Origin of the sequence: Rhizobium oryzihabitans (assembly GCF_010669145.1) — a bacterium.
Classification (GTDB): Bacteria; Pseudomonadota; Alphaproteobacteria; order Rhizobiales; family Rhizobiaceae; genus Agrobacterium; species Agrobacterium oryzihabitans.
Window position 1 is genome coordinate 1 of record NZ_CP048638.1, and the last position, 24,822, is coordinate 24,822.

Consider the following 24,822-nt stretch of genomic DNA (forward strand, 5'->3'; position numbering starts at 1 on the left):
TAGCGCATCAGGCAGAGCTGCACCGCAAAGCCAAGCCGATTATGCTCGCGTCGGCGAATCTCGATTTCAAGTCGATCGGCGGCGATAGGGAATAATGGCGGATCAGGCTGTCTTCGTCGGTTGGAACGTCGAAAAGCTCCTGTCGATCCTGAGGCTTGAGAAGGGTCCGCCGGGCCACCGTTTTACTCCTTACAACATACGCTGGTGGCCAATCCTCTGTACGGAAACGGTCGATTTCGTACAGGGGCAAAACAGCCTGTCCACAAATTATCTTGACATGCTTTTGAACAGGCGGGATATTTTCGGACATCCTATTCGGACGAAATTCGACCTATGCCACGCACCTTTGCCTATGTCCGCGTCTCCACGATCGGGCAAACCACCGAAAACCAGATTCAGGAAATCGAAGCCGCCGGCTTTCAGGTCGAGCCGCGCCGGATCGTCACCGAGACGATTTCCGGCAGCACCGCCATTGCGCAGCGCCGCGGCTTTTCCCGGCTTATGGACAAGCTGGAGTCCGGCGACGTTCTAATCGTGACTAAGCTTGATCGCCTCGGCCGCGATGCGATCGACGTCAGCACCACGGTTAAGGCTCTGGCCGAAATGGGCGTGCGCGTCTATTGCCTTGCGCTCGGCGGCGCAGATCTCACCAGCTCGGCCGGCACGATGACCATGACCGTGCTCAACGCCGTCGCCCAGTTCGAGCGCGATTTGCTGATCGAGCGGACGCAATCCGGTCTCAAGCGCGCCAAATCGGAAGGAAAGGCCCTCGGCCGCCCCTCGACGCTCAGCGACAAACAGAAGCAGGATGTGCGCGACGATCTCGCAACTGGGATGAGCGTTTCAGCGATCGCCAGGAAATTCATGACCAGTCGTCAAACCATTATGCGGGTTCGAGACGAGGGTTCACGATCCGTTCGACCTTAGCGCAGGATTTTGAACAGATCTTGTTCCGACCCCTTGCAGGGCGCTCGCGATATTCACAGGGAACGCAATGAAAATGATCAAGCTTCTCACGGCCGGCGCATTTGCTGGTCTCGCTCTTACCGCAGGTCACGCATCGGCCTCCGTCCTCGATACGGTGAAGGAACGCGGTACGCTGAACTGCGGCACGGACAACACGGCGCCCGGCTTCGGTTACCTCAACACGACGACCGGGCCAGATGGAAGGTCTCGACGTCGATTTCTGCCGCGCCGTCGCGGCCGCCGTTCTCGGCGATGCCTCGAAGGTCAAGTTCGTCACCGTCACGGACAAGAGCCGCTTCGACGCAGTGCTCACCAACCAGGTCGACGTCGTCTTCGCGCACACGACCATCAAGCCGGCGCGCGAATCCTCGATCGCCATCGATTTCCTGCGATCAACTTCTACGATGGCACGGGCATCATGGTGAAGACGGATTCCGGCGTCAAGGAATTCGCCGATCTCGACGGCGCCACCTTCTGCACGACGCAGGGCTCCGTGACCGAGACGGTCCTAACCAGCGCCTTCAAGGCACGCGGCTGGGAAGGCTCTAAGGTTCTGACCTACGAAAACCTCGAAAAGCTTTTCGCCGCCCTCAATTCCGGCCGCTGCAACGCGATGAGCACCGACAAGTCGCGCTCGCCGCCTGGGCCGGCAATTCGCCGAAGCCCGACGACTACCTAATCCTGCCCGACACGCTCGACAAGTCGCCCTTCGGCGGCTTCGTCGCGGCGAACGATTCCAAGTGGGCAACGCGCTGCGCTGGATCACCCTACGTCTCTTCCAGGCTGAAGAATCCGAGATTACCCAGGCAAATCTCGAGGAGAAGCTGAAGAGCGAAGATCCCTTCGTCAGAAGTTCCTCGGCGTCGGCGGCGGCTATGGCAAGGACTTCGGCTTCCGGACGACTTCGTCGCGCAGGCGATCAAGGCTACCGGCAACTACGGCGAGATCTACGACCGTAACCTCGGCCGAACACCAAGATGTTCCTCGACCGCAAGGGCACGCCGAACGCCCAGTGGTCGCAGGGTGGCTCGATCTACTCGCCGCTCTGGAACTGATCTTCCCATGACCGGACCGGGGCGGCACGCCGCCCCAGTCCCTTCCTCGGTTCTGGTATCTCGACATGACTGTGCACCAAAGCGAACGCGCCCGGAAATGCGGCTGACGATGACGTTCTGGCCCGCCGCCGGCGCAACCGGATACGGTACGACGCCACCCAGTTCGCCATCATCGCGGCTGCTGTCGTCCTGGTGGTCCTTTGCCTATGCGGTAAAGGAAGGGCTTGCCCGTCACGGGATCAAATTCAGCTTCTCGTTCCTCTGGGATGCCGCCGGCTTCGACATCAGCGAAGGCAAGACCTTCGTCTTCGACGGCGGCTTCTGGCCGGCCTTCACGGATTTCACGTCGGACCGCCTGATCGCGCAGGCCTTCGTCGCAGGCATATTCAACACGATCAAGGTCGCCGTCCTCGCCATCGTGCTCAGCACCGTGCTCGGTACGATGCTCGGCGTCGGCCGGCTCTCGACGAACTGGGTGGTGCGCAATCTCTCCTTCTGGTGCGTGGAGTTCGTGCGCAACACGCCGCTCCTGATCCAGCTCGTCTTCTGGTACTTCGCCGTTGCCTGCATTTCCCGCCGATCGCCGCCGCCGCAAGTTCTATGGCGTCGTGATCAGCCAGCAGGGCCTCTATTTCCCGTGCCCCCTGGCAGGGAGGGGATTCGACGCTCGCCATCGGAACCGCGACCGCATTCTGGGTTGCGCTCCTCGGCCTGATTTTCGACCGCCACAAGTCTGTCCGCTGGATCTGCGCCGGCGCGGTAGTCTGCTTGCCGGCATCATGTTCTCGACCGGCATCCTGGCCTCGACGTGCCCGTCGCCTCGAAGTTCCAGGCGCGGCGGCTCGAGCATGAGCCCTGAAATGGCCGCGCTCCTCCTCGCCATCGTCGTCAACAGTGCTTCCTACATCGCGGAGATCGTGCGCGGCGCCATCGACGCGTTGCCGAAGGGGCAATGGGAGGCCGCGGCCTCGCTCAGCCTGACAAGCCGGGACGCGTCAACGATATCATCCTGCCGCAGGTTTTCCGCGTCGTGCTGCCGTCCTTCGGCAACCAGTATATCAGCCTGGCGAAGAACACGGGCGCTGGGCATCGCCATCGGCTATCCCGAACTCTTCAACATCTACGGCACCATTGCCAACCAGACGGTCACAGCCTCGAAGGCATCGTGATCGTGATGATGTCCTATCTGATCCTCAGCTGGGCCATAAGCGCCGCCGTCGGCTGCCCGACCGCCGCATGACCAAACGTGGAGCCTCGCGATGATCGCCAATTCCCTGAAATGGTCGCGGTACAACCTGTTCGGCAAACCGTTCGACGCCTTCTGTCTCTTACGGTCATCCCCGGTGTTCTCTGGCTCATCTGGCAGATCGTCCGCTGGGCATTGACGGTAGCGCAATGGGATATCATTCCGCGGAGCCAGCGCGTGCTCATGATCGGTATCTTCCCAGCCGATCAGGCATGGCGCGCTTGGGTCGCGATCATGATCGTCGCTGCCATGGTTGGTGCGGGGCTCGGATGCGTGTTCGCATTCAGGAAATATCACGCTGTCGCTACGTTTTCGCAGTTGAGGACTGCACACGCTTGAACCACGGCCATACCTTCATCCCTCGTGTCGTTCATTATGTTCGCGAATCCGGTTTCACGGTCGCTTCTCGCAATGACCGCTTCGAATGCTCCGGCTGAAGAATGAACGGCTCTGCTGCAAACTGCTGCGGCTTTTTGGGCAGCAAACCGGCGCTGTTAAGGGCTTCCATGCGCGGGCGCTCAAAGGGCTGACTTGAGCCTGATCGACTGCTGCCAAGCTGTTCTCGTAGGGAACGAAAGCCCCGCGATACCTACATTCCACGTCTCGATGACATCCAGCCATGAAATAGAAGGATAAAGACGCCTCCTGCGGAAGCGATCTAGGATGACGTTGAGATGCGCAGTTGCGGCGGCGTTGCACCTGGCTCCAAAAAGGGCAATGCGACGGGTTGACTTGTAGTGATCGAGATAACCGCGTCCTTTGCATCGGTTTTCTGCCAAGGAGCTTCGAAAGCAACGAGCGGGAAGGGAGCTTCAGGAGGTCTATGTGCGCTTGCGATACGTGCAGCGGATCAAGCAGCTCTGCGCAGTTGGCAGGATAAATTTCACTGATCTGCGAAGCATATCGCTGACGATGCGGATCGCGTTGATGGACTGAACAAAATGCGGGGGGAGACGCTGTACGACCTCTTTCATGCTCTCAATCGCATGGCGCTATAGTTCAGCGCCGTAAAGTTCTCGCCTGTCTCCATTTCTAGTCTCCTTGCCGTAGATCACTTCCAGAAGACCACGGGCATCCGCGTCTTCAATTGCTTTCAAAGCCGCGCATGTCCGGCGACATTTTCACGTTCTCGTGCGAAGCGCGCTTCAACATCGCGCTTGAGAGTTTGGATCAGCTCGTGCTTCTCGGCGGTAGGAAAGACGGCATAGTGCTCAGCGGCCGCGAAGGCGACGTGCGGGATCGTAAACTCGTCAAGCGTCGGTTCATCTACATGATCCGAAGGCATGGATCAGACTTCACAACATATTCGGGCTTGATGGGAATGCCTGTTTCCATATTGACGCAGCAAGGCGGGATGGGGATCATGCGGCATCAGCCAGATGGCGAATATGACCTCTTCGCCAGTGTGGTTTGACGGTCCAGCCGCCTCTCCCTTCCGGTTTTGTGATGCCTGTTGGCTGGCGCGAACATCGATCACGATCATTGGCCAATAGGCGGCTTTTTCTTCTGCAAGCGCTGCTTGTTCAAGCGCGCCGGGCAGGCTCTTCCCGGCGGATGGCTTGCGGAGTGGCAAGGGCGCCGATCAGCGCCGCTGACACACCAAAGCCCGTGTCCACGAGCAGTTGCGTCGAATCGTTGTCGGCGTGGCTGACAAGGACGTGCTTGTGATCGCCGCAAACTCTCTGTCCGACTTGATTCAGGAAGACCAAGCCATTGCGGCGATGATTTTCGAACATGACGCGCACGGAAAGCGAGACGAGCTTTCCATCGATAGGGCTCATATTTTCTCACAGAGAGCCGCCATATGGACGTGCTCATCGAGCACCTTCTGCACCCACGAGACCCAAAAAACATCGTGAGGGATAGGAGCAACTTCCGCGTCCATAGCTCGTTGGCAAAGTCTATGAATGTTTGGAGGTATCGTCTTTGGGGTCTGCATCGAGAAAGCTGAAGGTAAATTCGGCGGCGCTGGCGGCGCACGCCTCAACATGCCGGGCCATCTCATCGATCTCATTGGCTTCCATGGTCCATTGAGCGGTAGTGCGGATTTCAGGTGTTCGAGGCTGTGTGCAATCGCATTGATGGATCTCCGGTTTACGACTGACACATTGGTTTCGATCACGGTATCCTCCGCGATAGGCATGGCCGAGGCCGAGCTTGATCATCTGGTCTGCAATGTCTCCATGCTGCGTCATCACCTGCGTCAACACGCGGCCATAGCGATCTTCGCCTTGATCTCGGTATTGGATGCCGGGCGTGCTCATGAGACGCTGAAGCTGTTGGGTAGCGCGATCCGCAAGCGCTCGCTCCTGACCGCAACGAGCGCCTTCGCCAGCTTCTGGTGCGTCATAACCGACGATCCGTACTTAATGCCGTCCGCAGAACGTGTCTCCATCGACGATGCAGGTTATCCGCTTGCCCGTAGTGCAGATCGGCCATTGATCCTGTGCTGTTGCGGGTAATGAGGTGGTGAGTGCTGCGAGAGCAGCGATTCCAGCTCTGATATGCAATTCTTGCTCCCTTCAATTGTCCTCAGCTTCGCGCTCTTCGGCTGCTGCCTCGATCTTTTTCGCCAACTGTTTTTTTACCCGGCGTGTCGCGCCGGCATCTTTTTGATCGGGGAGGTAGTATTTCATGTAGGAAGAGGCCGTTTCGATATCCTTCTCAGTGTGGCCGAGCGCTTCTGCGAGAATGCGGCTTTCGTCTTCGACTTAGGCCGGAAAAACTGGTCCGCGATTTCCGCGTACAGTGCGCGAACGTTATGCGCCTTGATTTTCTTGGCTTCGATCACGTTCGGCGTGTCTTCGAGCGAGACTTTTGGCCAGAGTTTTTCGAGGATTTCGTCACGGACGGCGGGAAGGATGCACTTGGGGTTCGGAGCGCGCAGCAAGTCTGCTTTGAATTCGTCGCTCGTCATCTCGCGCCATATCTGGCCACTTTCACTGTAGCGGAGCACCATCCAAGCAAAATGACATCTCGCGCTTTTGTCAGCACGGGGATCGGAAACGACTGGTCGAATTGCGTCCCTCGTTTCCACGAGTCTTTGCCTGTCCGGAGAATAGGACGCGCCACGTCTCGTAGCCACGGCCACGGGTATGTTCTGTGTTCGTGGTCGGGTCTGCCATAATCGGCAGGGGCGAGAAGACGCCTTGGCAGAAGATTTCGAAAGGGCGACGGCCGTCAGGATACCGAGAGCCACGCCGATCTCGACGGCGCGTGTTCTCGATATATCAGAGGCCGTTTCACGAGCTGCTTGTTCCAAGGCGCTCCAAGAGGCGTCTGTGGCCGGAATAAGCTCCTTTGCGCGATCTAGGATATCCTGCCAGTGTGGCATAGGCACCAAGTCGCGGTGTTGCTCAACAATTGCATCTCGATATTGATGGATCGGGCCTTTTGGGCATCTTCGGGTGGTCTGACGATGGAAAGCGTTAGTTCATCATCCAGTCCGCGTCTGCGAAGCTCGTTGCGATAGGCGGCGGTTGTCGTCAGAACGGTGTTGCTCTTGAGGGTTTGCAGCATTTCGTCCAGCTCCGACTTCCAGAGCTTCCCGAGGCCGCGCTTATAGACGGCGCTGGCCTGCTTTTTCGGTCTTGCCCTCTGCGAGCGAACGATCGTGCTCTTCTTTGAGCGTTTGAGCTGCTGTGCCAAACAGATCAATACTATCGGCGCGGGTCGCCTTGCGCCGCCAGCGCCGCGAGATTCAACCGTGCGGAGTGGATCGTCAGAGCGGTCGAGGACCTTAACGAAGTGCAGCGCCGGGTGATTGTCACGTAGGCTTCACGAATTGCATTGCGGTAGCGCGAGGCATAGATGTTGCGCGTCGATACGGACTTGTCCGCAAACGTCTCCCATTCCTTTTCCCAAAGGTCGGCGTAATCATCGGCGTCGGCTGTCAGGTTTGCAACAAATGTTGCAATGGCATCCTTGACCACCGGGCGACGGCCGGTCTTTGCACGCTGCTGTTCGTCGGCGTCGGTCTTCTTCGCGTTCATTGAACTTTCTCATTTCCTTGATGTGCGGTGATCATTGGCGAAGGCTTCATGAAGCCGCTCACTGCGGTTCGCTTTCATCGCTGACTGTGAAAACCACCGTTTCACCTTCGATAGTGTACGGCACCTTTTTGCTAAGGAGCTGATCGGCCGCGATTTCCGGCAGATTGTAGGTTTCCACGATGACCTTGCGCAGTTGGGGCCTGTCGTCTTCGAAATGATATCCATTAATCGCCCATGCGACGATTCCGGGCGTGTGAACGGCGGGGCTTGATCCGAGACGGTAGGTTGCCATTTGCGATCTCCTTGGATGACTATGGAGGCAGAATAAAATAAAAATATATGGTCGGCAACATAAAAAGTAAAAATAACGACTGTTTATTTTATTAAATTGAGGGAGCAAAGCCCGATTATGCCCTTGTAGCGCGTAGCGTCACATGCTACATAGGAGTATGATAATCGGCTTTCGACACAAGGGGCTTGAGACCCTTTACAAAACCGGCTCTGCCCGTGGGTTCAAGCTGCTCATGCGCCGAAGCTGTCCGTATCCTTGCTGCCTTAAATGCAGCGGCATCGCCTGCCGAACTGAACCAACCAGCCTACAAGCTACACCCTTGAAAGGGACGCTGAAGGGGCATTGGTCGATATGGGTAAATGGCAACTGGAGGGTTACTTTCCGGTTTGTCGGAGCTGACGTGGAGTTGGTCGATTACGTGGATTATCATTGAAGGAGACATACAGTGATGAAGAACCATCCCATCCGGCGAGCTGCTTCGCGAGGATGTTTTGGTGCCTCTCGGCATTGAGGTGACTGACGCGGCGCAGCGCCTTGGAATTGCCCGGTCTACGCTCTCTCGGATCATCAACGGGAAGGCTGGCATTAGTCCTGATCTGGCGATCCGGCTTGAACGTGCTGGCGTCAGCACCGCACGGTTTGGATGAATTTGCAGTTGAACTACGAACTGTCCAAGGCCGAAGCGCGGGATCAGCCGGAAGTGAGGCCATTGCAGTCGGCAGCGGCTTGAAAATCGGAATCGTTCGTTCATTGGATTTGGCACGCCCAAACGTTACCAGTCTTTGCAGGATATCGAGGGAACCAAGATGAACGTCGTTTTTGCAGCAATAAGCGCCAGCCTCTTTTTGGCAATGCCTGCGATGGCTCAAAAGAGCGAAGTGAAACGCTCTCAACCATTTCAGGCGCAGGAGCGTTGCGAGACCAGATTGCAGGGACCGGAGCAGGAGCTATGCGAGGTGGCACAAAAGGCGACCCATGCGCCTAGCGGAAACCAAGAGAGCAGCGGAAGACAATAAGGGCACAGCCAGGTCATCGGGCCTAGCTGCCAAGCGTACCAGCGTCCCGCGCCATCTCTTCTGCTGTACCCCATGCGTCTTCCGGTCTTGAGTGTAGTATGCGATTGCCTCTGCCCTTTCACGCGAAAGGTTGGGGCGAGAGATGCGATATTCGCCCTCCCGCTTACTGATTGTCAGGCCGAGGCGCGCACCGCGCCAAACAGGGCCTTGTCGTTTCGTGTGGGAACGTTGAGAGCATCGGCGATAATTTTGGCTACAGTCACCATGTGCATTCGATCTCCGGTTAGAATTCGTATGTTCGAGTGCCGTCCGGCAGCTCGCAGGCGATTTCCACGTGCAAGCTTTCGATCTCGTCCGTCTCGTAGTATTCGTCACGCCACTTGATCGCCGCTCCGTAGCTCTCAGCCGTGTGCACGTCGCATTCGCGCTCGTAGCCTGCGTTTTCCACCACAGTGTATCGCTTCTTCATATCAGCGTCCTTTCGGTGATGCTGCGGGCATCGAGGGGATCGTGCCGTAGGTGTACGTATCCAGCTTCTGGTTGGCGTGCTCGCGCTCGGCCTTGCGGATATCGCGACCATATCTGAGCGGATCAAAGTAGAACTCGATCTCAAGGCCAAGATCGCCATATGTGGCGACGTAGAACCGGGGCATTTCTACCCCGGCGCTGTTTAGGCATTTTGTCATCTCATCGTTTCCTTGTGGCTGATTTGAAGGTGTGTTCGACGGTGATTTTGAGGAAGAGGGGATGGAGATTTCGAGGCGATTTTGGTAGAGCCGTTGGGTTTGAGCTTTGCGAGGATACGGGCGAAGGAAGCCTTGAGGCGTCGGCCGGTTGCGCGGCAGAACTGGAACGTCTGGAACATTTGCGGACCTTTCGTTAGGCATCAGCGCCATGTGAAGACTATAGGCTTGAGGCCGCAGGCGGTCAACATAAAAAGTAAAAATAACTGAAAATAATTTTACGAAATAGGCGATTAAGGGGCTTGCGTTTAGTAAAAATATCAGGCATATTGAGACCATGAAGAGCGGGAAAGCGGGTTCCACCATGACGACGACGAGAAAAGTAAAAAAAAGCGAGAAAAGTAAAAATAATTGTTGACCTGAGCGCAGAAAACGGCCATAGTAGGATTGGAAAAGGCTCCGATATTGGCTGAACGCGCAAGAAAAGTAAAAAAATCGCGATATGGGCGATAAAAAGTAAAAATAATGCTTGCGATTAGTAAAAATAGCTGGTAATATAGTAAAATTATGCGGGTGAAAGGGACACAGGCGGCGCGTTTAATATAAAACTACACCGGTGTAGTTTTATATTAAACGCGCCGCCTGTGTCCCTTTCACCCGCATAATTTTACTATATTACCAGCTATTTTTACTAATCGCAAGCATTATTTTTACTTTTTATCGCCCATATCGCGATTTTTTTACTTTTCTTGCGCGTTCAGCCAATATCGGAGCCTTTTCCAATCCTACTATGGCCGTTTTCTGCGCTCAGGTCAACAATTATTTTTACTTTTCTCGCTTTTTTTTACTTTTCTCGTCGTCGTCATGGTGGAACCCGCTTTCCCGCTCTTCATGGTCTCAATATGCCTGATATTTTTACTAAACGCAAGCCCCTTAATCGCCTATTTCGTAAAATTATTTTCAGTTATTTTTACTTTTTATGTTGACCGCCTGCGGCCTCAAGCCTATAGTCTTCACATGGCGCTGATGCCTAACGAAAGGTCCGCAAATGTTCCAGACGTTCCAGTTCTGCCGCGCAACCGGCCGACGCCTCAAGGCTTCCTTCGCCCGTATCCTCGCAAAGCTCAAACCCAACGGCTCTACCAAAATCGCCCTCGAAATCTCCATCCCCCTCTTCCTCAAAATCACCGTCGAACACACCTTCAAATCAGCCACAAGGAAACGATGAGATGACAAAATGCCTAAACAGCGCCGGGGTAGAAATGCCCCGGTTCTACGTCGCCACATATGGCGATCTTGGCCTTGAGATCGAGTTCTACTTTGATCCGCTCAGATATGGTCGCGATATCCGCAAGGCCGAGCGCGAGCACGCCAACCAGAAGCTGGATACGTACACCTACGGCACGATCCCTCGATGCCCGCAGCATCACCGAAAGGACGCTGATATGAAGAAGCGATACACTGTGGTGGAAAACGCAGGCTACGAGCGCGAATGCGACGTGCACACGGCTGAGAGCTACGGAGCGGCGATCAAGTGGCGTGACGAATACTACGAGACGGACGAGATCGAAAGCTTGCACGTGGAAATCGCCTGCGAGCTGCCGGACGGCACTCGAACATACGAATTCTAACCGGAGATCGAATGCACATGGTGACTGTAGCCAAAATTATCGCCGATGCTCTCAACGTTCCCACACGAAACGACAAGGCCCTGTTTGGCGCGGTGCGCGCCCTCGGCCTGACAATCAGTAAGCGGGAGGGCGAATATCGCATCTCTCGCCCCAACCTTTCGCGTGAAAGGGCAGAGGCAATCGCATACTACACTCAAGACCGGGAAGACGCATGGGGTACAGCAGAAGAGATGGCGCGGGACGCTGGTACGCTTGGCAGCTAGGCCCCGATGACCTGGCTGTGCCCTTATTGTCTTCCGCTGCTCTCTTGGTTTCCGCTAGGCGCATGGGTCGCCTTTTGTGCCACCTCGCATAGCTCCTGCTCCGGTCCCTGCAATCTGGTCTCGCAACGCTCCTGCGCCTGAAATGGTTGAGAGCGTTTCACTTCGCTCTTTTGAGCCATCGCAGGCATTGCCAAAAAGAGGCTGGCGCTTATTGCTGCAAAAACGACGTTCATCTTGGTTCCCTCGATATCCTGCAAAGACTGGTAACGTTTGGGCGTGCCAAATCCAATGAACGAACGATTCCGATTTTCAAGCCGCTGCCGACTGCAATGGCCTCACTTCCGGCTGATCCCGCGCTTCGGCCTTGGACAGTTCGTAGTTCAACTGCAAATTCATCCAAAACCGTGCGGTGCTGACGCCAGCACGTTCAAGCCGGATCGCCAGATCAGGACTAATGCCAGCCTTCCCGTTGATGATCCGAGAGAGCGTAGACCGGGCAATTCCAAGGCGCTGCGCCGCGTCAGTCACCTCAATGCCGAGAGGCACCAAAACATCCTCGCGAAGCAGCTCGCCCGGATGGGGATGGTTCTTCATCACTGTATGTCTCCTTCAATGATAATCCACGTAATCGACCAACTCCACGTCAGCTCCGACAAACCGGAAAGTAACCCTCCAGTTGCCATTTACCCATATCGACCAATGCCCCTTCAGCGTCCCTTTCAAGGGGTGTAGCTTGTAGGCTGGTTGGTTCAGTTCGGCAGGCGATGCCGCTGCATTTAAGGCAGCAAGGATACGGGACAGCTTCGGCGCATGAGCAGCTTGAACCCCACGGGCAGAGCCGGTTTTGTAAAGGTCTCAAGCCCCTTGTGTCGAAAGCCGATTATCATACTCCTATGTAGCATGTGACGCTACGCGCTACAAGGGCATAATCGGGCTTTGCTCCCTCAATTTAATAAAATAAACAGTCGTTATTTTTACTTTTTATGTTGCCGACCATATATTTTTATTTTATTCTGCCTCCATAGTCATCCAAGGAGATCGCAAATGGCAACCTACCGTCTCGGATCAAGCCCCGCCGTTCACACGCCCGGAATCGTCGCATGGGCGATTAATGGATATCATTTCGAAGACGACAGGCCCCAACTGCGCAAGGTCATCGTGGAAACCTACAATCTGCCGGAAATCGCGGCCGATCAGCTCCTTAGCAAAAAGGTGCCGTACACTATCGAAGGTGAAACGGTGGTTTTCACAGTCAGCGATGAAAGCGAACCGCAGTGAGCGGCTTCATGAAGCCTTCGCCAATGATCACCGCACATCAAGGAAATGAGAAAGTTCAATGAACGCGAAGAAGACCGACGCCGACGAACAGCAGCGTGCAAAGACCGGCCGTCGCCCGGTGGTCAAGGATGCCATTGCAACATTTGTTGCAAACCTGACAGCCGACGCCGATGATTACGCCGACCTTTGGGAAAAGGAATGGGAGACGTTTGCGGACAAGTCCGTATCGACGCGCAACATCTATGCCTCGCGCTACCGCAATGCAATTCGTGAAGCCTACGGTGACAATCACCCGGCGCTGCACTTCGTTAAGGTCCTCGACCGCTCTGACGATCCACTCCGCACGGTTGAATCTCGCGGCGCTGGCGGGCGCAAGGCGACCCGCGCCGATAGTATTGATCTGTTTGGCACAGCAGCTCAAACGCTCAAAGAAGAGCACGATCGTTCGCTCGCAGAGGGCAAGACCGAAAAGCAGGCCAGCGCCGTCTATAAGCGCGGCCTCGGGAAGCTCTGGAAGTCGGAGCTGGACGAAATGCTGCAAACCCTCAAGAGCAACACCGTTCTGACGACAACCGCCGCCTATCGCAACGAGCTTCGCAGACGCGGACTGGATGATGAACTAACGCTTTCCATCGTCAGACCACCCGAAGATGCCCAAAAGGCCCGATCCATCCAATATCGAGATGCAATTGTTGAGCAACACCGCGACTTGGTGCCTATGCCACACTGGCAGGATATCCTAGATCGCGCAAAGGAGCTTATTCCGGCCACAGACGCCTCTTGGAGCGCCTTGGAACAAGCAGCTCGTGAAACGGCCTCTGATATATCGAGAACACGCGCCGTCGAGATCGGCGTGGCTCTCGGTATCCTGACCGGCCGTCGCCCTTTCGAAATCTTCTGCCAAGGCGTCTTCTCGCCCCTGCCGATTATGGCAGACCCGACCACGAACACAGAACATACCCGTGGCCGTGGCTACGAGACGTGGCGCGTCCTATTCTCCGGACAGGCAAAGACTCGTGGAAACGAGGGACGCAATTCGACCAGTCGTTTCCGATCCCCGTGCTGACAAAAGCGCGAGATGTCATTTTTGCTTGGATGGTGCTCCGCTACAGTGAAAGTGGCCAGATATGGCGCGAGATGACGAGCGACGAATTCAAAGCAGACTTGCTGCGCGCTCCGAACCCCAAGTGCATCCTTCCCGCCGTCCGTGACGAAATCCTCGAAAAACTCTGGCCAAAAGTCTCGCTCGAAGACACGCCGAACGTGATCGAAGCCAAGAAAATCAAGGCGCATAACGTTCGCGCACTGTACGCGGAAATCGCGGACCAGTTTTTCCGGCCTAAGTCGAAGACGAAAGCCGCATTCTTCGCAGAAGCGCTCGGCCACACTGAGAAGGATATCGAAACGGCCTCTTCCTACATGAAATACTACCTCCCGATCAAAAAGATGCCGGCGCGACACGCCGGGTAAAAAAACAGTTGGCGAAAAAGATCGAGGCAGCAGCCGAAGAGCGCGAAGCTGAGGACAATTGAAGGAGCAAGAATTGCATATCAGAGCTGGAATCGCTGCTCTCGCAGCACTCACCACCTCATTACCCGCAACAGCACAGGATCAATGGCCGATCTGCACTACGGGCAAGCGGATAACCTGCATCGTCGATGGAGACACGTTCTGGCGGGACGGCATTAAGTACCGGATCGTCGGTTATGACGCACCAGAAGCTGGCGAAGGCGCTCGTTGCGGTCAGGAGCGAGCGCTTGCGGATCGCGCTACCCAACAGCTTCAGCGTCTCATGAGCACGCCCGGCATCCAATACCGAGATCAAGGCGAAGATCGCTATGGCCGCGTGTTGACGCAGGTGATGACGCAGCATGGAGACATTGCAGACCAGATGATCAAGCTCGGCCTCGGCCATGCCTATCGCGGAGGATACCGTGATCGAAACCAATGGTGTCAGTCGTAAACCGGAGATCCATCAATGCGATTGCACACAGCCCTCGAACACCTGAAATCCGGCCACTACCGCTCAATGGAGCCATGGAAGGCCAATGAGATCGATGAGATGGCCCGGCATGTTGAGGCGTGCGCCGCCAGCGCCGCCGAATTTACCTTCAGCTTTCTCGATGCAGACCCCAAAGACGATACCCTCCAAACATTCATAGACTTTGCCAACGAGCTATGGGACGCGGAAGTTGCTCCTATCCCTCACGATGTTTTTTGGGTCTCGTGGGTGCAGAAGGTGCTCGATGAGCACGTCCATATGGCGGCTCTCTGTGAGAAAAATATGAGCCCTATCGATGGAAAGCTCGTCTCGCTTTCCGTGCGCGTCATGTTCGAAAATCATCGCCGCAATGGCTTGGTCTTCCTGAATCAAGTCGGACAGAGAGTTTGCGGCGATCACAAGCACGTCCTTGTCAGCCACGCCGACAACGATTCGACGCAACTGCTCGTGGACACGGGCTTTGGTGTGTCAGCGGCGCTGATCGGCGCCCTTGCCACTCCGCAAGCCATCCGCCGGGAAGAGCCTGCCCCGGCGCGCTTGAACAAGCAGCGCTTGCAGAAGAAAAAGCCGCCTATTGGCCCAATGATCGTGATCGATGTTCGCGCCAGCCAACAGGCATCACAAAACCGGAAGGGAGAGGGCGGCTGGACCGTCAAACCACACTGGCGAAGAGGTCATATTCGCCATCTGGCTGATGGCCGCATGATCCCCATCCCGCCTTGCTGCGTCAATATGGAAACAGGCATTCCCATCAAGCCCGAATATGTTGTGAAGGTCTGATCCCATGCCTTCGGATCATGTAGATGAACCGACGCTTGACGAGTTTACGATCCCGCACGTCGCCTTCGCGGCCGCTGAGCACTATGCCGTCTTTCCTACCGCCGAGAAGCACGAGCTGATCCAAACTCTCAAGCGCGATGTTGAAGCGCGCTTCGCACGAGAACGTGAAAATGTCGCCGGACATGCGGCGGCTTTGAAAGCAATTGAAGACGCGGATGCCCGTGGTCTTCTGGAAGTGATCTACGGCAAGGAGACTAGAAATGGAGACAGGCGAGAACTTTACGGCGCTGAACTATAGCGCCCATGCGATTGAGAGCATGAAAGAGGTCGTACAGCGTCTCCCCCCGCATTTTGTTCAGTCCATCAACGCGATCCGCATCGTCAGCGATATGCTTCGCAGATCAGTGAAATTTATCCTGCCCAACTGCGCAGAGCTGCTTGATCCGCTGCACGTATCGCAAGCGCACATAGACCTCCTGAAGCTCCCCTTCCCGCTCGTTGCTTTCGAAGCTCCTTGGCAGAAAACCGATGCAAAGGACGCGGGTTATCTCGATCACTACAAGTCAACCCGTCGCATTGCCCTTTGTTGGGAGCCAGGTGCAACGCCGCCGCAACTGGCGCATCTCAACGTCATCCTAGATCGCTTTCCGCAGGGAGGCGTCTTTATCCTTCCTATTTCATGGCTGGATGTCATCGAGACGTGGAATGTAGGTATCGGCGGGCTTTCGTTCCCTACGAGAACAGCTTGGCAGCAGTCGATCAGGCTCAAGTCAGCCCTTTGAGCGCCCGCGCGATGGAAGCCCTTAACAGCGCCGGTTTGCTGCCCAAAAAGCCGCAGCAGTTTGCAGCAGAGCCGTTCATTCTTCAGCCGGAGCATTTCGAAGCGGTCATTGCGAGAAGCGACCGTGAAACCGGATTCGCGAACATAATGAACGACACGAGGGATGAAGGTATGGCCGTGGTTCAAGCGTGTGCAGTCCTCAACTGCGAAAACGTAGCGACGGCGGATATTGAAGCCCCTGCCAAACTGAACAAGGCGCGGATTGCCAAGGGGAAGCAGCCTTTCTTTTCTTATAAGGTTCTGGCGCTGGCCGCTGATCGTCCGTCCCCCGGTAATACCGGCAGCGCAAGTGGAACACACGCCAGCCCCCGTCTTCATCTTCGCCGGGGCCACCTTCGTCGTCTACCTGAAAAGACCGTGTGGGTAAGAGCTGCCATGGTTGGTGCAGCCAGTGAGAGCGGCGTCGTCTCCAAGGAGTATCGGCTCGTCAAAACCCGAAACAAGGAAACCTGAGCGGTTCCGACCCAACCCTGTCTGATCGGCTATCGGCGGATTCGAGGGCCTTTTTGTGCCTTGCAAGGAAGCGGGAGAGAATCAAGGTGCAGGGGTTATCTCCCTGCGGCTCAAACCTTGGAGATACAAAATGAGCACATCTATCGAAGCAAGCTTTCACGCCCTTATCGTCCTCACTGTCGCTTTTATGGCCGGATTTCCATCAATCGGTCTCGGCGGTGCATTCGTCATGTGGATCGTTTACAAGGTTGCCGCCGACTGGCTGGACGACTGGTGCTCGCGCGAACGCTGGCTACCTTGAAACCAGAAGGGCGCTCATGCGCCCCTTTCCCGCTTTTCCTTCGACAACAAAAAATGATATGACTTCGTTGTGAAACAAACAACGGAAGTGATGGATGGAAGACGGCGAACAAGAACCACTGACGATCTACCGTCTCTCGAAAATCATATTCGTCGGGCCGGTGCTGATTGCTGGCCTCGGAACAGCGGCTCTCTGGTACGTCTGGACCTCTGACCTCTACCTTATGCACAATCTTGGCCCGATGGTGCTCGGGTTATCTCTTTACGAGAGCTTTTACCCCACGATCTTCCTTGTCTGCCGAATTGCGACCGCCATCATTGCCATGGGCTTTGCAACACAAGTGCTCGTGTGCCTCATCAGGTACATGACAACAGAGCTTAGAGTTTTCAGTAACCGCGTGCTCTGGCGAACCGGTTTCATCAGCCGAGATATGTTCACGACCTCTGTTCGAGAGATCATAGGCGTTCAGCTTACGCAATCCGTTCTCGGCCGGATACTCGGCTTCGGCTCGATATCGATCAGTACGCGAGGGGACGATCAGATCGTAGCTGACCTGATCAGCGGAGCGCCGCAGGCATCACGAACGATTATGGCACTCAAGAACAACGCCGAATAGGACGGCCATCCGGTCATTGCTCTTCGTCGGCTAGAGCCTTCACCAGTGAGAGAACCTTTCGTCTGATACCCCCATCGGGTATTTGCGCGAACGCACGATTCAAGGCTAGACCTTCGGAAGTGCCAACGAACTGAGTAAGAAGTTCAGACTCCCCGGAGCTTTCAGCCACATCATGGCTTTGCCCATCTTCAAAGAAATACGAAACCGGCACCCCTAGAATGCGGGCCATATCCGACAGTCGGCTTGCGCCGACCCGGTTTGTGCCCTTCTCGTACTTCTGGACCTGTTGAAATGTGATCCCAAGCGCTGTTCCTAGAGCCGTCTGGCTCATGCCAGTAAGTCGCCTGCGCAGCCGGATTTTATTGCCCACATCGATGTCAATCTGGTTCGGCTGTTTAGGATGAACGCCCATCTGTTTCCCCTGCTGATGTCATGAAGCTTTACGCCTGCGCGCGGGCTTCGATTTTCCCTTAGCCTTCCCGTTCTTGGAAATGAAGGCGCTCGCCACATCGCTTGTGACATTATCCGGCCATCCGGCAGGGGGCTGTAGCCCATTTTGCTCGATCAAGGTCGCGATGAACTCACGCTGCTTGTCGCTGGCAAGTCGAGGCGGCGCGGCGGCAAGGGCCTCATCAATCCACACCGAGAGAGCTTTTGCAGACGCCATAACCTCTTCCGGCAGAGATAAGCCATTCTCTTCCGCGATCCGCTTTGCAAACGCTGCCTGCTTCTCAGAAGGCGTATCCGACCGCTCGATGACTGCTCCCGGCTTGCCGTTGTCGTTTTCACAAATGACAGGGCATCCATCGCGATAGCCCGAACAACCGAAAAAGCTCCGCGACTTACCCGTCACAAGTCGCAGCGCCTTGCCGCACTTAGGACATGGGTGGGCAGGCTTCACGCTCGCGAGCTTCCCAAGCTCAACATCGAGGCGCTGATCAAGATCAGCGATCACATCGACATAGCGTTCTCTGCCTTCCGCTATGAGATCGAGGCGTTTTTCGAGGTCTTTGGTGAAGTCGTATTCGGCGAAGTCAAAACGGCCGACGAGGTTTCCGACGATGGCCCGGCCGCTCTGTGTCGGGACGAGATACCGTTTTTCCACCACAACATATTTCTTGTTGCAGATATTCGATACGATAGCCGCAAAGGTCGATGGCCTACCGATGCCCATCTGCTCAAGTTTGCGGATCAAGCTGGTTTCGGTGTAGCGCCGGGGCGGCTTTGTCGCCTTGCGCAAAATCTTGCCTCCCGTCGCTGTCACGGAAGTACCTGGCTGTAGCATCGGGACGCGCCCGTTGGTCGACTCGTCCTCATCTTCGTCATCGCTCTTTTCATCCGCAGCAACGATCCTCCACCCTTGCTTAACCAGCTCGGCGCTGCGAGCACGGAAATGGAAGCGCTCGCCACCGGCATCGGCCGTGAGATCGAGCGTCACTGTTTTGTAGACGGCATCTGCGAGCTGCGAGGCAACGGCGCGCTGCCAAATCAGCTTGTATAGCGCTTTTTGCTTGTCATCCTCCCCCGCCTCACGATCCTCAACATGAGTTGGTCGAATAGCCTCATGAGCCTCCTGTGCTCCTTCAGGCAGCGGCCAGCGTCGTTTTTTTTCCGAAAGCTGCCATCCCTGCCCCTCAGCATAGGCACCGATAGCCGCAATCCCGTCATCTGAGAGGTTCGGATTGTCTGTCCGGTGGTAGGTAATCAAACCGGCTTCGAAAAGGCTCTGTGCAAGCTTCTGTGTCAGGGCTGGAGGGTATCCAAGGGTGGCTCCCGCCGCCTGCAAGAGCGCGGAGGTCGTAAACGGTGCGGGTGGTCCCTTGGCAACGGGCTTCTCGGCCGCTGCCGTCACCGTGAAGCGGCGGCAAGCCGCAGCTCGCTCGGCCAAACTCTGATCGAGGATGTATTCGTCATCGCCCTGCAGAAAGGATTTGGTCTGCCACTCGGCGGTCCACGAGCCGTTCTCAAACTCCGCTAACGCCGAAAAATGGTCTGTCACCTTGAAGCGGTCTATCTCATTCTGCCGTTCGACAACGAGGCGGACTGCGGGCGACTGGCAACGACCGGCTGTCAGGGACTGCCCCGCTGCCGTCGATATCGGAAAGGACACTCGGTAGCCGATCAACCGATCCGCTGCTCTGCGTGCCTCCTGTGCCGCGACAAGCCGCCGATCAATCGGGCGAGGCGCGGCGAGTGCCGCCTTTATACCGGTCTCGGTTATCTCGTTGAATGTGACCCGCTGATACCGCTCGATGCGCAAGTAACGCTTCAGATGCTCGGAAATCGCCTCCCCCTCACGATCCGGGTCCGTTGCAAGATAAATGGCATCGGCCTCGGCGACCAATGGCTTCAACCGGCTGATGACAGATCGGCCGCGCTCGGATGCTACATAGGTGAGCTGGTATGTTTGCGGTTCAACGGCCATCTGGTCCGTTGGAAGATCTACAATATGGCCCATGCTGGCCTCTACTCGCCAATCGGAACCAAGCAGCGATCCAATTTTCTTAGCCTTGGTAGGGCTTTCGACAATCATGAGTTTCACTGCACCCTCCTGATAGCAAATCGCTGAAACATTTGATAACGTTTCCGCTAATGAAATCATTGTCAATGATCGAGTGGGAAAAGGGAAAATGGCACCAAGGGATCAGAAGAGCGTCGGATGGCTGGAAATCGGCACGGCGCTGTTTTTCTGTCTGGCGATCCTAACTGTAGTATGGGTGATTTTCCGCGCGCCAGTAGGAATGCTCTATCGCGCGGCTCGCACTGCTGAAACCGGCACGCTTTGGAAACTGACCGCGTGGGGCGACTATTTCGCCTACACGCCGGGCAAGGACCTGAGTATCCAGTCGATCTTTCTGTCGTCCCTTCCCTTCGGCGTGGTGTGCGCCGGGATCATAGTTCTGGTCGGCCTCTTTATGAGAGCGAAGGTCGAGAGCAAGCACATCATTACCTATCTGCGGCCGAAGAAGGATGCAGAGTATGCAATGAGCCACAAGGAGCTGATGCAGCGCTTCGCGCCGTTCTATCCTCATTGCGAGTTCTTCCTGAAATTCCCCATGCACAGATATTCGGCCAGCTCCGGCCCTGCGTCTCAGCCGATGTCAGCACTTGAGCTGCTGATCGACAGCGGCGCTATCGTCGCTGATAAATTCAAGGTTCCTGAGAACGACGAAGAACAGACCTCCCCCAAGCCGGAAGAAGCCGACGAGGACCGAAAGGCAGGTGAACGGGCAATCAATCGCAGCGCTCTGCGAAAGGCCCTAGAGAAGCCCTTTGGGCCGCACAACCCGTTTCTAAATGTGAACCTTCGTAATGACGCCGCTGTAAGGGCTGCGATAGATGAATTGCCATGGTACGCGACCGTGATCCTGTACTCGGCCCTTGTGCGCGTGAATGCGCTTCACGACAGCGACATCAAGCTCTCAAGTGTCTTGGATGCGAGCGAAGAGTTCCTTCGAGATGTCTGGCGCGACATCAACCGTGAAAAGACCAAGCTTGGCGACAGTCTTGTGATCGGGCCATACGACTACCCTGATCCCGATAAAAAGGCCGGGAAGCCTAAGAAAAAGAAAGCAAAGGGTGCTGATATCGGCACCGGCATCGAGCAGCCATCCAACATGATAATCCTGTCGGAACATCTGGCAAAGGTCGGCCCCAATTTCAAAACAACGAAGCGGGCGAAAGAAGAGCTGGCAAAGATCATCGTGAAGCCCGCCACCGGGATCGATCCGAAGCGCCCGGTCGATGTGATAGACAGGATCGTGCAGCGGCACGGATACGTATTTGGCGTCTTGGCATCGTCGCTTACTGACGGCAAGGATGGTACACTTAAAGCCGCTCGATCTGCCGGGGTCATGGCACCAAACACGTTCCTCTGGCTGCGGTTTGCCGACAGAAGCATGTGGCGTTTTCTAAACTATGTCGGCATGCAAACCCCCTGCCCGGAAGCGGCTGGAATGTACGATCACTGGCAGACAGAGCTTGTTCTGAAGACCGGCCGCACACGGCCTGAGATTGCGGAAAGCACGATAACGGCCATCGTCCAAGAAGCCAGAAAACAGTCGCCTGACGCGCTTACAATGCGCGATTTTGATGAGCTGGTAGCGAAGGTACGAAACCAGACCAACACGGTCGATGAGATGATTATCAAGTCGTCCGAAATGTGGAACGACGACAACGCACAAGTGCCAGAGCTGGTGCCGGATCGGTAGGGATTACGATGACGAGATCGGATAAATCACAAGCCTCATGGGGCACATATTGCCGTAGCTACCTCGTAACACTCGGCGGTCTATTGGGTGGCGGCGCGAGCGTGTTCCTTGTCGCGCACTACACGGAATCTCTCGTGCTTCCGTGGCAAATCACCCTGCTACTCTCCACTTTCCTGCTAGGTGGAATCATGCTCGCTCTCGCTGGCCTCTTCGGTACGGCAGCGCAGATGGAGAGGCTTGCGGATTCGACCTCAGATTATGAGCTGGTGGGAAGGATCGCGATTGTCGCTCATCCCGTCTATCTGATGCTGCGACCGATCTATGAGCGGCGTTAGCGCCGGGCGTCAGCGCTGGCGGCAATAACGCATTACCACATCACCGACGCTGCCCTGCTCGTCAAGCTGGACATCATGGATGGTGATCGAGATGTAGTTGCTGTCGTGCTGCTCGATGAAACCTTTACGGCCAACCACGCTGTACTCGTGTTCTGCCTTGATCGAAAAAGGCGTGCGCCCTCCCTCAGTCCGGCCGAATTCAACGACCCCGGTAACATCTGAGCCTTCTTCATCTGTCTCCATGCGATGGGGCGTGATGGTCAGATTTGCCGCTGCACTCTCGTCGGGATCGTACTCGTCTGACCGCAAGAAAGCCTCACAGCCTTCATTGTTCTTTGGATCAGGCTCTTCCCCCTCGGCGGTTATCACCCGCAGCCAGTGCCCAACGTATCCATCCGCAAAAGCAATTTCGGGAGACGCGACCAACGCGCCCCCGAGAAAACTAACGCGATCACGAAACCGCGGATCATCACTGCTGCCCGATCTCTGTTCGCGACATCAACAGGAGCATATGTGCGAGAGCACTATCGGTTCGACCTTCAAGGTTCTGCGCCAGCGAAGCTGCTGCGCGAAGCTCAAGGGCATTCTGCCGGGTCATATTTATCGCCAGCGAGCGCAAATCCTTGTCGGCGTTTGCCGCCGCGCTGCCTCCGCTGGTCATGTAAGTCCCCTCGCCTCCTGCCATCGCGGCAGAATTGTCGCTGTCGCCAGAACTGGTCGGTGTCTCGGCAACATCTTGGCCCGGCGTGCAGGTATTGGGGAGCGACTGGCTGCGACCGGCGCGAACAGCAGCCATGCCGACGACAGGCACGCGCTCTTTCAAGTAGCGCTCTGGATTCACATAATACCACGTATTCGGGGATGCCGACGACAATGCATCCGAGGTGGCATAGCCGTTCGGATCGCGTTTGCCGCCGCCTACGGGAAACACGCAATCGTCAGTGCTCGATCCCGGCACGCATTTGCTCGCTTTGACGGCACTTGCTGGAACTTGCACCTCGAAATGGAGGTGCGGTTTTCCTGCCGACTGATTGTCGCCGATCTTGGCGATTTCTTCCCCGGCGCTCACGTCTTTCGGGTCAGGCCGCGAATATGAGTGCAGATAGAGCGTTCGGAACTGACTGCCTGTCACTTTGACGCCCATCGAACCGACGCTCAGTTTGCCGTCATGGGCAGCAAATAGAGGCTGATTAGTGGAAGCTTGGCCCTGCGCTCCCTGCGGATAGATGTCCGATCCGCGATGCCAGCCGTTACCAGAACCCGCGCCGGGGCGATTCCAGGCACCGTACTCACTGAAGACAACAGGACTCTGAACGGGATGGGCTGACAAGCAGGAGCCGCCCCCACCTGCCGCGACCTCATCCCCGCTGCACGTCTCATTGACCTGATTTTCAGCAACATAGGTGCCCGCGCACGTTCCATTGCCGTCCACTGCTCTGCCAGTGCAGGAACCGCCGCTTGTGAGCCAATCTTTGAGGCCCCCCGCTCCGACAAGGTGACTGCCGGCGATCAAGCCGCCACGGGTGACAGTGACCCCGTTTATCGTCTGACCAATGTACTGCTGGTAATTCCCGAGATAGGTGAGGTTCCGGTTTCCGTATTCCAGAAATGCGGCGTCCTGCGCCGACGGCGTATTCAGATAGTCCTCTAGCGAGTTGATGCCATTCTTACCGGTCCAAGTGCCGTCGCCGCGCATATACCCGACATCGATCAAAGCGGATCGGCCCATCTGATAAGCACCATAGTAACCGTTCCCGGTGTTGGTGCTATAGTTCCCGCTGCCCTCGCTCTGCCGTATGTTGTTGAGCATCGAGCCGCAATTTGTTGCGGTGGGCTGCGGGTTTCTGGCCGCATGGGCAAACATGGTGCCCGCGAGAAAGATCGTCGCGGCCGTGAACAGGATGCGCGAGGATCTGATCATGGAAGCTCCACCTGTTTGCCGCAAATCGAAAGCTTGTCGTCAGTCACATCGACCGTATTCCGGTCTTGGCAAGCGTTGATGCGCTCACTTGTCGCCAGCACCTTGAAGTCAGGCGAAACACGCTGGACGTACCATGAGCAAGAATTGGCGCCGCACAGAGGCGATCCCATCATCGAGACAAGGTAAGTGTTACCCTTCGCCTCAAAAGAGGCATACATGAACTCGTAATTCGCGCCCATAACCTCTTGGATATCGTTCTTCCACAAGCGGTTCATAATCGAAGCAACGACATTCTTCGGATCGTTGATCTCGGCCGGGTTAAAAAGCTCTGTGAACGTCAACGGTGCCGCCATGGTGGCGGTAGACGAGAGCGCCGTGGCGACCGAAACAGCAGTAATTATGGCCGTTCGCTTCAACTGCATGAGTTTTCCTCTCCTTGCTCAAGCGCGCGAGTGCTACTCCTACTCGCACAAGGCGCAGACGAAGATTCCAGCGCCCTTGACTGGAAACTGTTTTGCCAGAAGAAAGGCGACATGACAATGTTTCCGTATCGAGATACATTGTCGAATGAAACTCGAAACAGGTCACGGACAAGGTATGTTTTCACGAATTCTCTTCACGATAACGCTACCGATCCTGTGCGGAGCGCTACCGCAGATGGCCGCAGCTCAGGACGCGCGCGCACCAGACCCTGTGATTACTAGGCCGGGCGGCGAAGGCAACGTGTCTCGCTATGAATTTGCGCCAGAAGACCAGCCGACGCTTCAATACAAAGCACCGCCTGCGGGAGCTGACACCGATCTGTTCGGCAACGAGGTCGATATTCTTCGCGATCAGGTCCGCGAGCTGGAGAACGCATTGATGGAGGTTCGGGCGGAGAACCGGAAGCTAAAAGCGTACAACGAAACACTTCTGAAGGAATTGGGGAAAGCGGATTAAA

The 24,822-nt window shown here is 56.0% G+C and carries 34 protein-coding genes and 5 pseudogenes; 22 read left to right on the plus strand and 17 right to left on the minus strand.

Annotated elements, in window-relative coordinates:
* A pseudogene (locus G3A56_RS27260) lies at positions 1-178 on the minus strand (DUF4158 domain-containing protein); the annotation flags it as partial.
* Between the two features lie 155 nt (positions 179-333).
* Between G3A56_RS27260 and G3A56_RS27265 the strand changes: the two are divergent.
* The 5 genes and pseudogenes from G3A56_RS27265 (at position 334) to G3A56_RS27280 (ending at position 4,681) form a co-directional block, all read left to right on the plus strand.
* Positions 334-927 (plus strand): recombinase family protein, encoded by a 594-nt coding sequence (locus tag G3A56_RS27265; RefSeq protein ID WP_130521456.1) that lies wholly within the window; start codon positions 334-336, stop codon positions 925-927.
* A gap of 67 nt (positions 928-994) precedes the next feature.
* Positions 995-2,021: pseudogene (locus tag G3A56_RS29530) on the plus strand (transporter substrate-binding domain-containing protein).
* A 109-nt stretch (positions 2,022-2,130) separates the two neighbouring features.
* Positions 2,131-2,736 (plus strand): ABC transporter permease subunit, encoded by a 606-nt coding sequence (locus G3A56_RS29190; protein ID WP_246231477.1) that lies wholly within the window; start codon positions 2,131-2,133, stop codon positions 2,734-2,736.
* A gap of 145 nt (positions 2,737-2,881) precedes the next feature.
* Positions 2,882-3,190, plus strand: coding sequence for a hypothetical protein (locus G3A56_RS29195; protein ID WP_246231478.1), 309 nt, complete (start codon positions 2,882-2,884; stop codon positions 3,188-3,190).
* 1,182 nt (positions 3,191-4,372) lie between these two features.
* Entirely contained in the window at positions 4,373-4,681 is a 309-nt protein-coding gene (locus tag G3A56_RS27280; protein WP_164056972.1) for a hypothetical protein, read from the plus strand.
* Positions 4,682-4,790: 109 nt separating this feature from the next.
* Here the strand turns inward: G3A56_RS27280 and G3A56_RS27285 are convergent, their stop codons facing one another.
* The 6 genes from G3A56_RS27285 to G3A56_RS27310 form a co-directional block, all read right to left on the minus strand.
* On the minus strand, positions 4,791-5,048 hold the full coding sequence (locus G3A56_RS27285) for a hypothetical protein (protein ID WP_164056973.1): 258 nt from the start codon (positions 5,046-5,048) through the stop codon (positions 4,791-4,793).
* Positions 5,049-5,168: 120 nt separating this feature from the next.
* Entirely contained in the window at positions 5,169-5,627 is a 459-nt protein-coding gene (locus tag G3A56_RS29745) for a thermonuclease family protein (protein WP_164056995.1), read from the minus strand.
* 272 nt (positions 5,628-5,899) lie between these two features.
* The gene (locus tag G3A56_RS27295) at positions 5,900-6,304 is read right to left on the minus strand and encodes a protelomerase family protein (RefSeq protein ID WP_164056974.1); all 405 of its coding nucleotides are present in this window, start codon (positions 6,302-6,304) and stop codon (positions 5,900-5,902) included.
* A gap of 272 nt (positions 6,305-6,576) precedes the next feature.
* Complete coding sequence (locus tag G3A56_RS27300; protein WP_164056975.1) at positions 6,577-6,786, minus strand: hypothetical protein; 210 nt, start codon at positions 6,784-6,786, stop codon at positions 6,577-6,579.
* Between the two features lie 140 nt (positions 6,787-6,926).
* On the minus strand, positions 6,927-7,259 hold the full coding sequence (locus G3A56_RS27305) for a hypothetical protein (protein WP_164056976.1): 333 nt from the start codon (positions 7,257-7,259) through the stop codon (positions 6,927-6,929).
* A 58-nt stretch (positions 7,260-7,317) separates the two neighbouring features.
* Complete coding sequence (locus G3A56_RS27310) at positions 7,318-7,551, minus strand: hypothetical protein (RefSeq protein WP_130521491.1); 234 nt, start codon at positions 7,549-7,551, stop codon at positions 7,318-7,320.
* 232 nt (positions 7,552-7,783) lie between these two features.
* Here G3A56_RS27310 and G3A56_RS27315 point away from each other — a divergent pair, with 232 nt between their 5' ends.
* From G3A56_RS27315 to G3A56_RS27325, 3 genes and pseudogenes are all read left to right on the plus strand, one after another.
* Positions 7,784-7,984: a type II toxin-antitoxin system RelE/ParE family toxin gene (locus tag G3A56_RS27315; protein ID WP_425503402.1), complete on the plus strand. Its 201-nt coding sequence runs from the start codon at positions 7,784-7,786 to the stop codon at positions 7,982-7,984.
* Between the two features lie 12 nt (positions 7,985-7,996).
* A pseudogene (locus G3A56_RS27320) lies at positions 7,997-8,281 on the plus strand (HigA family addiction module antitoxin).
* Between the two features lie 76 nt (positions 8,282-8,357).
* A complete protein-coding gene (locus tag G3A56_RS27325; RefSeq protein WP_164056900.1) occupies positions 8,358-8,567 on the plus strand; it encodes a hypothetical protein in 210 nt (69 codons plus the stop codon).
* A gap of 283 nt (positions 8,568-8,850) precedes the next feature.
* Here G3A56_RS27325 and G3A56_RS27330 read toward each other — a convergent pair whose 3' ends face one another.
* The gene (locus tag G3A56_RS27330) at positions 8,851-9,036 is read right to left on the minus strand and encodes a hypothetical protein (RefSeq protein WP_130521499.1); all 186 of its coding nucleotides are present in this window, start codon (positions 9,034-9,036) and stop codon (positions 8,851-8,853) included.
* Between the two features lies 1 nt (position 9,037).
* A complete protein-coding gene (locus G3A56_RS27335) occupies positions 9,038-9,253 on the minus strand; it encodes a hypothetical protein (protein ID WP_164056977.1) in 216 nt (71 codons plus the stop codon).
* A gap of 1,226 nt (positions 9,254-10,479) precedes the next feature.
* Between G3A56_RS27335 and G3A56_RS27340 the strand changes: the two genes are divergently transcribed.
* Entirely contained in the window at positions 10,480-10,881 is a 402-nt protein-coding gene (locus G3A56_RS27340) for a hypothetical protein (protein ID WP_164056901.1), read from the plus strand.
* Positions 10,882-10,898: 17 nt separating this feature from the next.
* Positions 10,899-11,144, plus strand: a complete 246-nt coding sequence (locus G3A56_RS27345; RefSeq protein ID WP_130521497.1) for a hypothetical protein — start codon at positions 10,899-10,901, stop codon at positions 11,142-11,144.
* A gap of 23 nt (positions 11,145-11,167) precedes the next feature.
* Here the strand turns inward: G3A56_RS27345 and G3A56_RS27350 are convergent, their stop codons facing one another.
* From G3A56_RS27350 to G3A56_RS27360, 3 genes and pseudogenes are all read right to left on the minus strand, one after another.
* Entirely contained in the window at positions 11,168-11,377 is a 210-nt protein-coding gene (locus G3A56_RS27350; RefSeq protein WP_164056900.1) for a hypothetical protein, read from the minus strand.
* Between the two features lie 76 nt (positions 11,378-11,453).
* Positions 11,454-11,741 carry a HigA family addiction module antitoxin gene (locus G3A56_RS27355; protein WP_130521495.1) on the minus strand — a complete coding sequence of 96 codons (288 nt, stop codon included), beginning with the start codon at positions 11,739-11,741 and terminating at the stop codon, positions 11,454-11,456.
* Between the two features lie 12 nt (positions 11,742-11,753).
* Positions 11,754-12,031: pseudogene (locus G3A56_RS27360) on the minus strand (type II toxin-antitoxin system RelE/ParE family toxin).
* A 157-nt stretch (positions 12,032-12,188) separates the two neighbouring features.
* On the opposite strand from G3A56_RS27360, the gene G3A56_RS27365 reads away from it, so the two are divergent.
* The 9 genes and pseudogenes from G3A56_RS27365 to G3A56_RS27410 all read left to right on the plus strand — a co-directional run bounded on the left by G3A56_RS27365 (position 12,189) and on the right by G3A56_RS27410 (position 17,415).
* Entirely contained in the window at positions 12,189-12,422 is a 234-nt protein-coding gene (locus G3A56_RS27365) for a hypothetical protein (protein ID WP_130521491.1), read from the plus strand.
* A 718-nt stretch (positions 12,423-13,140) separates the two neighbouring features.
* Positions 13,141-13,892: pseudogene (locus G3A56_RS29750) on the plus strand (protelomerase family protein).
* A gap of 73 nt (positions 13,893-13,965) precedes the next feature.
* Positions 13,966-14,385: a thermonuclease family protein gene (locus G3A56_RS29755; protein ID WP_130519819.1), complete on the plus strand. Its 420-nt coding sequence runs from the start codon at positions 13,966-13,968 to the stop codon at positions 14,383-14,385.
* Between the two features lie 15 nt (positions 14,386-14,400).
* A complete protein-coding gene (locus tag G3A56_RS27385) occupies positions 14,401-15,204 on the plus strand; it encodes an AcrVA2 family anti-CRISPR protein (protein WP_130519817.1) in 804 nt (267 codons plus the stop codon).
* A 4-nt stretch (positions 15,205-15,208) separates the two neighbouring features.
* Positions 15,209-15,502: a hypothetical protein gene (locus G3A56_RS27390; RefSeq protein ID WP_164056980.1), complete on the plus strand. Its 294-nt coding sequence runs from the start codon at positions 15,209-15,211 to the stop codon at positions 15,500-15,502.
* Positions 15,465-15,986 carry a hypothetical protein gene (locus G3A56_RS27395; protein ID WP_164056981.1) on the plus strand — a complete coding sequence of 174 codons (522 nt, stop codon included), beginning with the start codon at positions 15,465-15,467 and terminating at the stop codon, positions 15,984-15,986. Before G3A56_RS27390 ends, G3A56_RS27395 begins: the two co-directional genes overlap by 38 nt.
* On the plus strand, positions 15,950-16,498 hold the full coding sequence (locus G3A56_RS27400) for a hypothetical protein (protein ID WP_164056982.1): 549 nt from the start codon (positions 15,950-15,952) through the stop codon (positions 16,496-16,498). Before G3A56_RS27395 ends, G3A56_RS27400 begins: the two co-directional genes overlap by 37 nt.
* Positions 16,499-16,628: 130 nt before the next feature.
* A complete protein-coding gene (locus G3A56_RS27405; RefSeq protein ID WP_164056983.1) occupies positions 16,629-16,799 on the plus strand; it encodes a hypothetical protein in 171 nt (56 codons plus the stop codon).
* A 94-nt stretch (positions 16,800-16,893) separates the two neighbouring features.
* Positions 16,894-17,415, plus strand: a complete 522-nt coding sequence (locus G3A56_RS27410) for a PH domain-containing protein (protein ID WP_130519811.1) — start codon at positions 16,894-16,896, stop codon at positions 17,413-17,415.
* Positions 17,416-17,428: 13 nt separating this feature from the next.
* On the opposite strand, the gene G3A56_RS27415 is transcribed toward G3A56_RS27410, so the two are convergent.
* Together G3A56_RS27415 and topA are read right to left on the minus strand one after the other, a co-directional pair.
* Positions 17,429-17,827 (minus strand): helix-turn-helix domain-containing protein, encoded by a 399-nt coding sequence (locus G3A56_RS27415; protein ID WP_130519809.1) that lies wholly within the window; start codon positions 17,825-17,827, stop codon positions 17,429-17,431.
* An 18-nt stretch (positions 17,828-17,845) separates the two neighbouring features.
* The gene (gene topA / locus G3A56_RS27420) at positions 17,846-19,948 is read right to left on the minus strand and encodes a type I DNA topoisomerase (RefSeq protein ID WP_245462372.1); all 2,103 of its coding nucleotides are present in this window, start codon (positions 19,946-19,948) and stop codon (positions 17,846-17,848) included.
* Positions 19,949-20,045: 97 nt separating this feature from the next.
* Here topA and G3A56_RS27425 point away from each other — a divergent pair, with 97 nt between their 5' ends.
* The gene (locus G3A56_RS27425; RefSeq protein WP_130519806.1) at positions 20,046-21,626 is read left to right on the plus strand and encodes a secretion/conjugation apparatus DotM-related subunit; all 1,581 of its coding nucleotides are present in this window, start codon (positions 20,046-20,048) and stop codon (positions 21,624-21,626) included.
* Between the two features lie 188 nt (positions 21,627-21,814).
* On the plus strand, positions 21,815-21,961 hold the full coding sequence (locus G3A56_RS27430; protein ID WP_164056985.1) for a hypothetical protein: 147 nt from the start codon (positions 21,815-21,817) through the stop codon (positions 21,959-21,961).
* Between the two features lie 9 nt (positions 21,962-21,970).
* On the opposite strand, the gene G3A56_RS27435 is transcribed toward G3A56_RS27430, so the two are convergent.
* Genes G3A56_RS27435 through G3A56_RS27445 form a run of 3 tightly spaced genes read right to left on the minus strand, consistent with a single transcriptional unit; the run spans position 21,971 to position 24,304 of the window.
* Positions 21,971-22,387: a hypothetical protein gene (locus tag G3A56_RS27435; RefSeq protein ID WP_164056986.1), complete on the minus strand. Its 417-nt coding sequence runs from the start codon at positions 22,385-22,387 to the stop codon at positions 21,971-21,973.
* A 43-nt stretch (positions 22,388-22,430) separates the two neighbouring features.
* Positions 22,431-23,882, minus strand: coding sequence for a M23 family metallopeptidase (locus tag G3A56_RS27440; RefSeq protein WP_130519802.1), 1,452 nt, complete (start codon positions 23,880-23,882; stop codon positions 22,431-22,433).
* The gene (locus tag G3A56_RS27445) at positions 23,879-24,304 is read right to left on the minus strand and encodes a hypothetical protein (protein ID WP_130519800.1); all 426 of its coding nucleotides are present in this window, start codon (positions 24,302-24,304) and stop codon (positions 23,879-23,881) included. Before G3A56_RS27445 ends, G3A56_RS27440 begins: the two co-directional genes overlap by 4 nt.
* 145 nt (positions 24,305-24,449) lie before the next feature.
* Here G3A56_RS27445 and G3A56_RS27450 point away from each other — a divergent pair, with 145 nt between their 5' ends.
* Complete coding sequence (locus G3A56_RS27450) at positions 24,450-24,821, plus strand: coiled-coil domain-containing protein (protein ID WP_130519798.1); 372 nt, start codon at positions 24,450-24,452, stop codon at positions 24,819-24,821.
* Position 24,822: the final 1 nt, after the last annotated feature.

Bases quoted from the DNA above. Each gene is read 5' to 3' on its own strand.
- G3A56_RS27265 (WP_130521456.1), top strand. From the start codon at position 334: ATGCCACGCACCTTTGCCTATGTCCGCGTCTCCACGATCGGGCAAACC.
- G3A56_RS29190 (WP_246231477.1), top strand. From the start codon at position 2,131: ATGACGTTCTGGCCCGCCGCCGGCGCAACCGGATACGGTACGACGCCA.
- G3A56_RS29195 (WP_246231478.1), top strand. From the start codon at position 2,882: ATGGCCGCGCTCCTCCTCGCCATCGTCGTCAACAGTGCTTCCTACATC.
- G3A56_RS27280 (WP_164056972.1), top strand. From the start codon at position 4,373: ATGTCCGGCGACATTTTCACGTTCTCGTGCGAAGCGCGCTTCAACATC.
- G3A56_RS27285 (WP_164056973.1), bottom strand. From the start codon at position 5,048: ATGAGCCCTATCGATGGAAAGCTCGTCTCGCTTTCCGTGCGCGTCATG.
- G3A56_RS27300 (WP_164056975.1), bottom strand. From the start codon at position 6,786: ATGCTGCAAACCCTCAAGAGCAACACCGTTCTGACGACAACCGCCGCC.
- G3A56_RS27305 (WP_164056976.1), bottom strand. From the start codon at position 7,259: ATGAACGCGAAGAAGACCGACGCCGACGAACAGCAGCGTGCAAAGACC.
- G3A56_RS27310 (WP_130521491.1), bottom strand. From the start codon at position 7,551: ATGGCAACCTACCGTCTCGGATCAAGCCCCGCCGTTCACACGCCCGGA.
- G3A56_RS27315 (WP_425503402.1), top strand. From the start codon at position 7,784: ATGCGCCGAAGCTGTCCGTATCCTTGCTGCCTTAAATGCAGCGGCATC.
- G3A56_RS27325 (WP_164056900.1), top strand. From the start codon at position 8,358: ATGAACGTCGTTTTTGCAGCAATAAGCGCCAGCCTCTTTTTGGCAATG.
- G3A56_RS27330 (WP_130521499.1), bottom strand. From the start codon at position 9,036: ATGAAGAAGCGATACACTGTGGTGGAAAACGCAGGCTACGAGCGCGAA.
- G3A56_RS27335 (WP_164056977.1), bottom strand. From the start codon at position 9,253: ATGACAAAATGCCTAAACAGCGCCGGGGTAGAAATGCCCCGGTTCTAC.
- G3A56_RS27340 (WP_164056901.1), top strand. From the start codon at position 10,480: ATGACAAAATGCCTAAACAGCGCCGGGGTAGAAATGCCCCGGTTCTAC.
- G3A56_RS27345 (WP_130521497.1), top strand. From the start codon at position 10,899: ATGGTGACTGTAGCCAAAATTATCGCCGATGCTCTCAACGTTCCCACA.
- G3A56_RS27350 (WP_164056900.1), bottom strand. From the start codon at position 11,377: ATGAACGTCGTTTTTGCAGCAATAAGCGCCAGCCTCTTTTTGGCAATG.
- G3A56_RS27365 (WP_130521491.1), top strand. From the start codon at position 12,189: ATGGCAACCTACCGTCTCGGATCAAGCCCCGCCGTTCACACGCCCGGA.
- G3A56_RS27385 (WP_130519817.1), top strand. From the start codon at position 14,401: ATGCGATTGCACACAGCCCTCGAACACCTGAAATCCGGCCACTACCGC.
- G3A56_RS27390 (WP_164056980.1), top strand. From the start codon at position 15,209: ATGCCTTCGGATCATGTAGATGAACCGACGCTTGACGAGTTTACGATC.
- G3A56_RS27395 (WP_164056981.1), top strand. From the start codon at position 15,465: ATGGAGACAGGCGAGAACTTTACGGCGCTGAACTATAGCGCCCATGCG.
- G3A56_RS27405 (WP_164056983.1), top strand. From the start codon at position 16,629: ATGAGCACATCTATCGAAGCAAGCTTTCACGCCCTTATCGTCCTCACT.
- G3A56_RS27410 (WP_130519811.1), top strand. From the start codon at position 16,894: ATGGAAGACGGCGAACAAGAACCACTGACGATCTACCGTCTCTCGAAA.
- G3A56_RS27415 (WP_130519809.1), bottom strand. From the start codon at position 17,827: ATGGGCGTTCATCCTAAACAGCCGAACCAGATTGACATCGATGTGGGC.
- topA (WP_245462372.1), bottom strand. From the start codon at position 19,948: ATGATTGTCGAAAGCCCTACCAAGGCTAAGAAAATTGGATCGCTGCTT.
- G3A56_RS27425 (WP_130519806.1), top strand. From the start codon at position 20,046: ATGGCACCAAGGGATCAGAAGAGCGTCGGATGGCTGGAAATCGGCACG.
- G3A56_RS27430 (WP_164056985.1), top strand. From the start codon at position 21,815: ATGCTCGCTCTCGCTGGCCTCTTCGGTACGGCAGCGCAGATGGAGAGG.
- G3A56_RS27440 (WP_130519802.1), bottom strand. From the start codon at position 23,882: ATGATCAGATCCTCGCGCATCCTGTTCACGGCCGCGACGATCTTTCTC.
- G3A56_RS27445 (WP_130519800.1), bottom strand. From the start codon at position 24,304: ATGCAGTTGAAGCGAACGGCCATAATTACTGCTGTTTCGGTCGCCACG.
- G3A56_RS27450 (WP_130519798.1), top strand. From the start codon at position 24,450: ATGAAACTCGAAACAGGTCACGGACAAGGTATGTTTTCACGAATTCTC.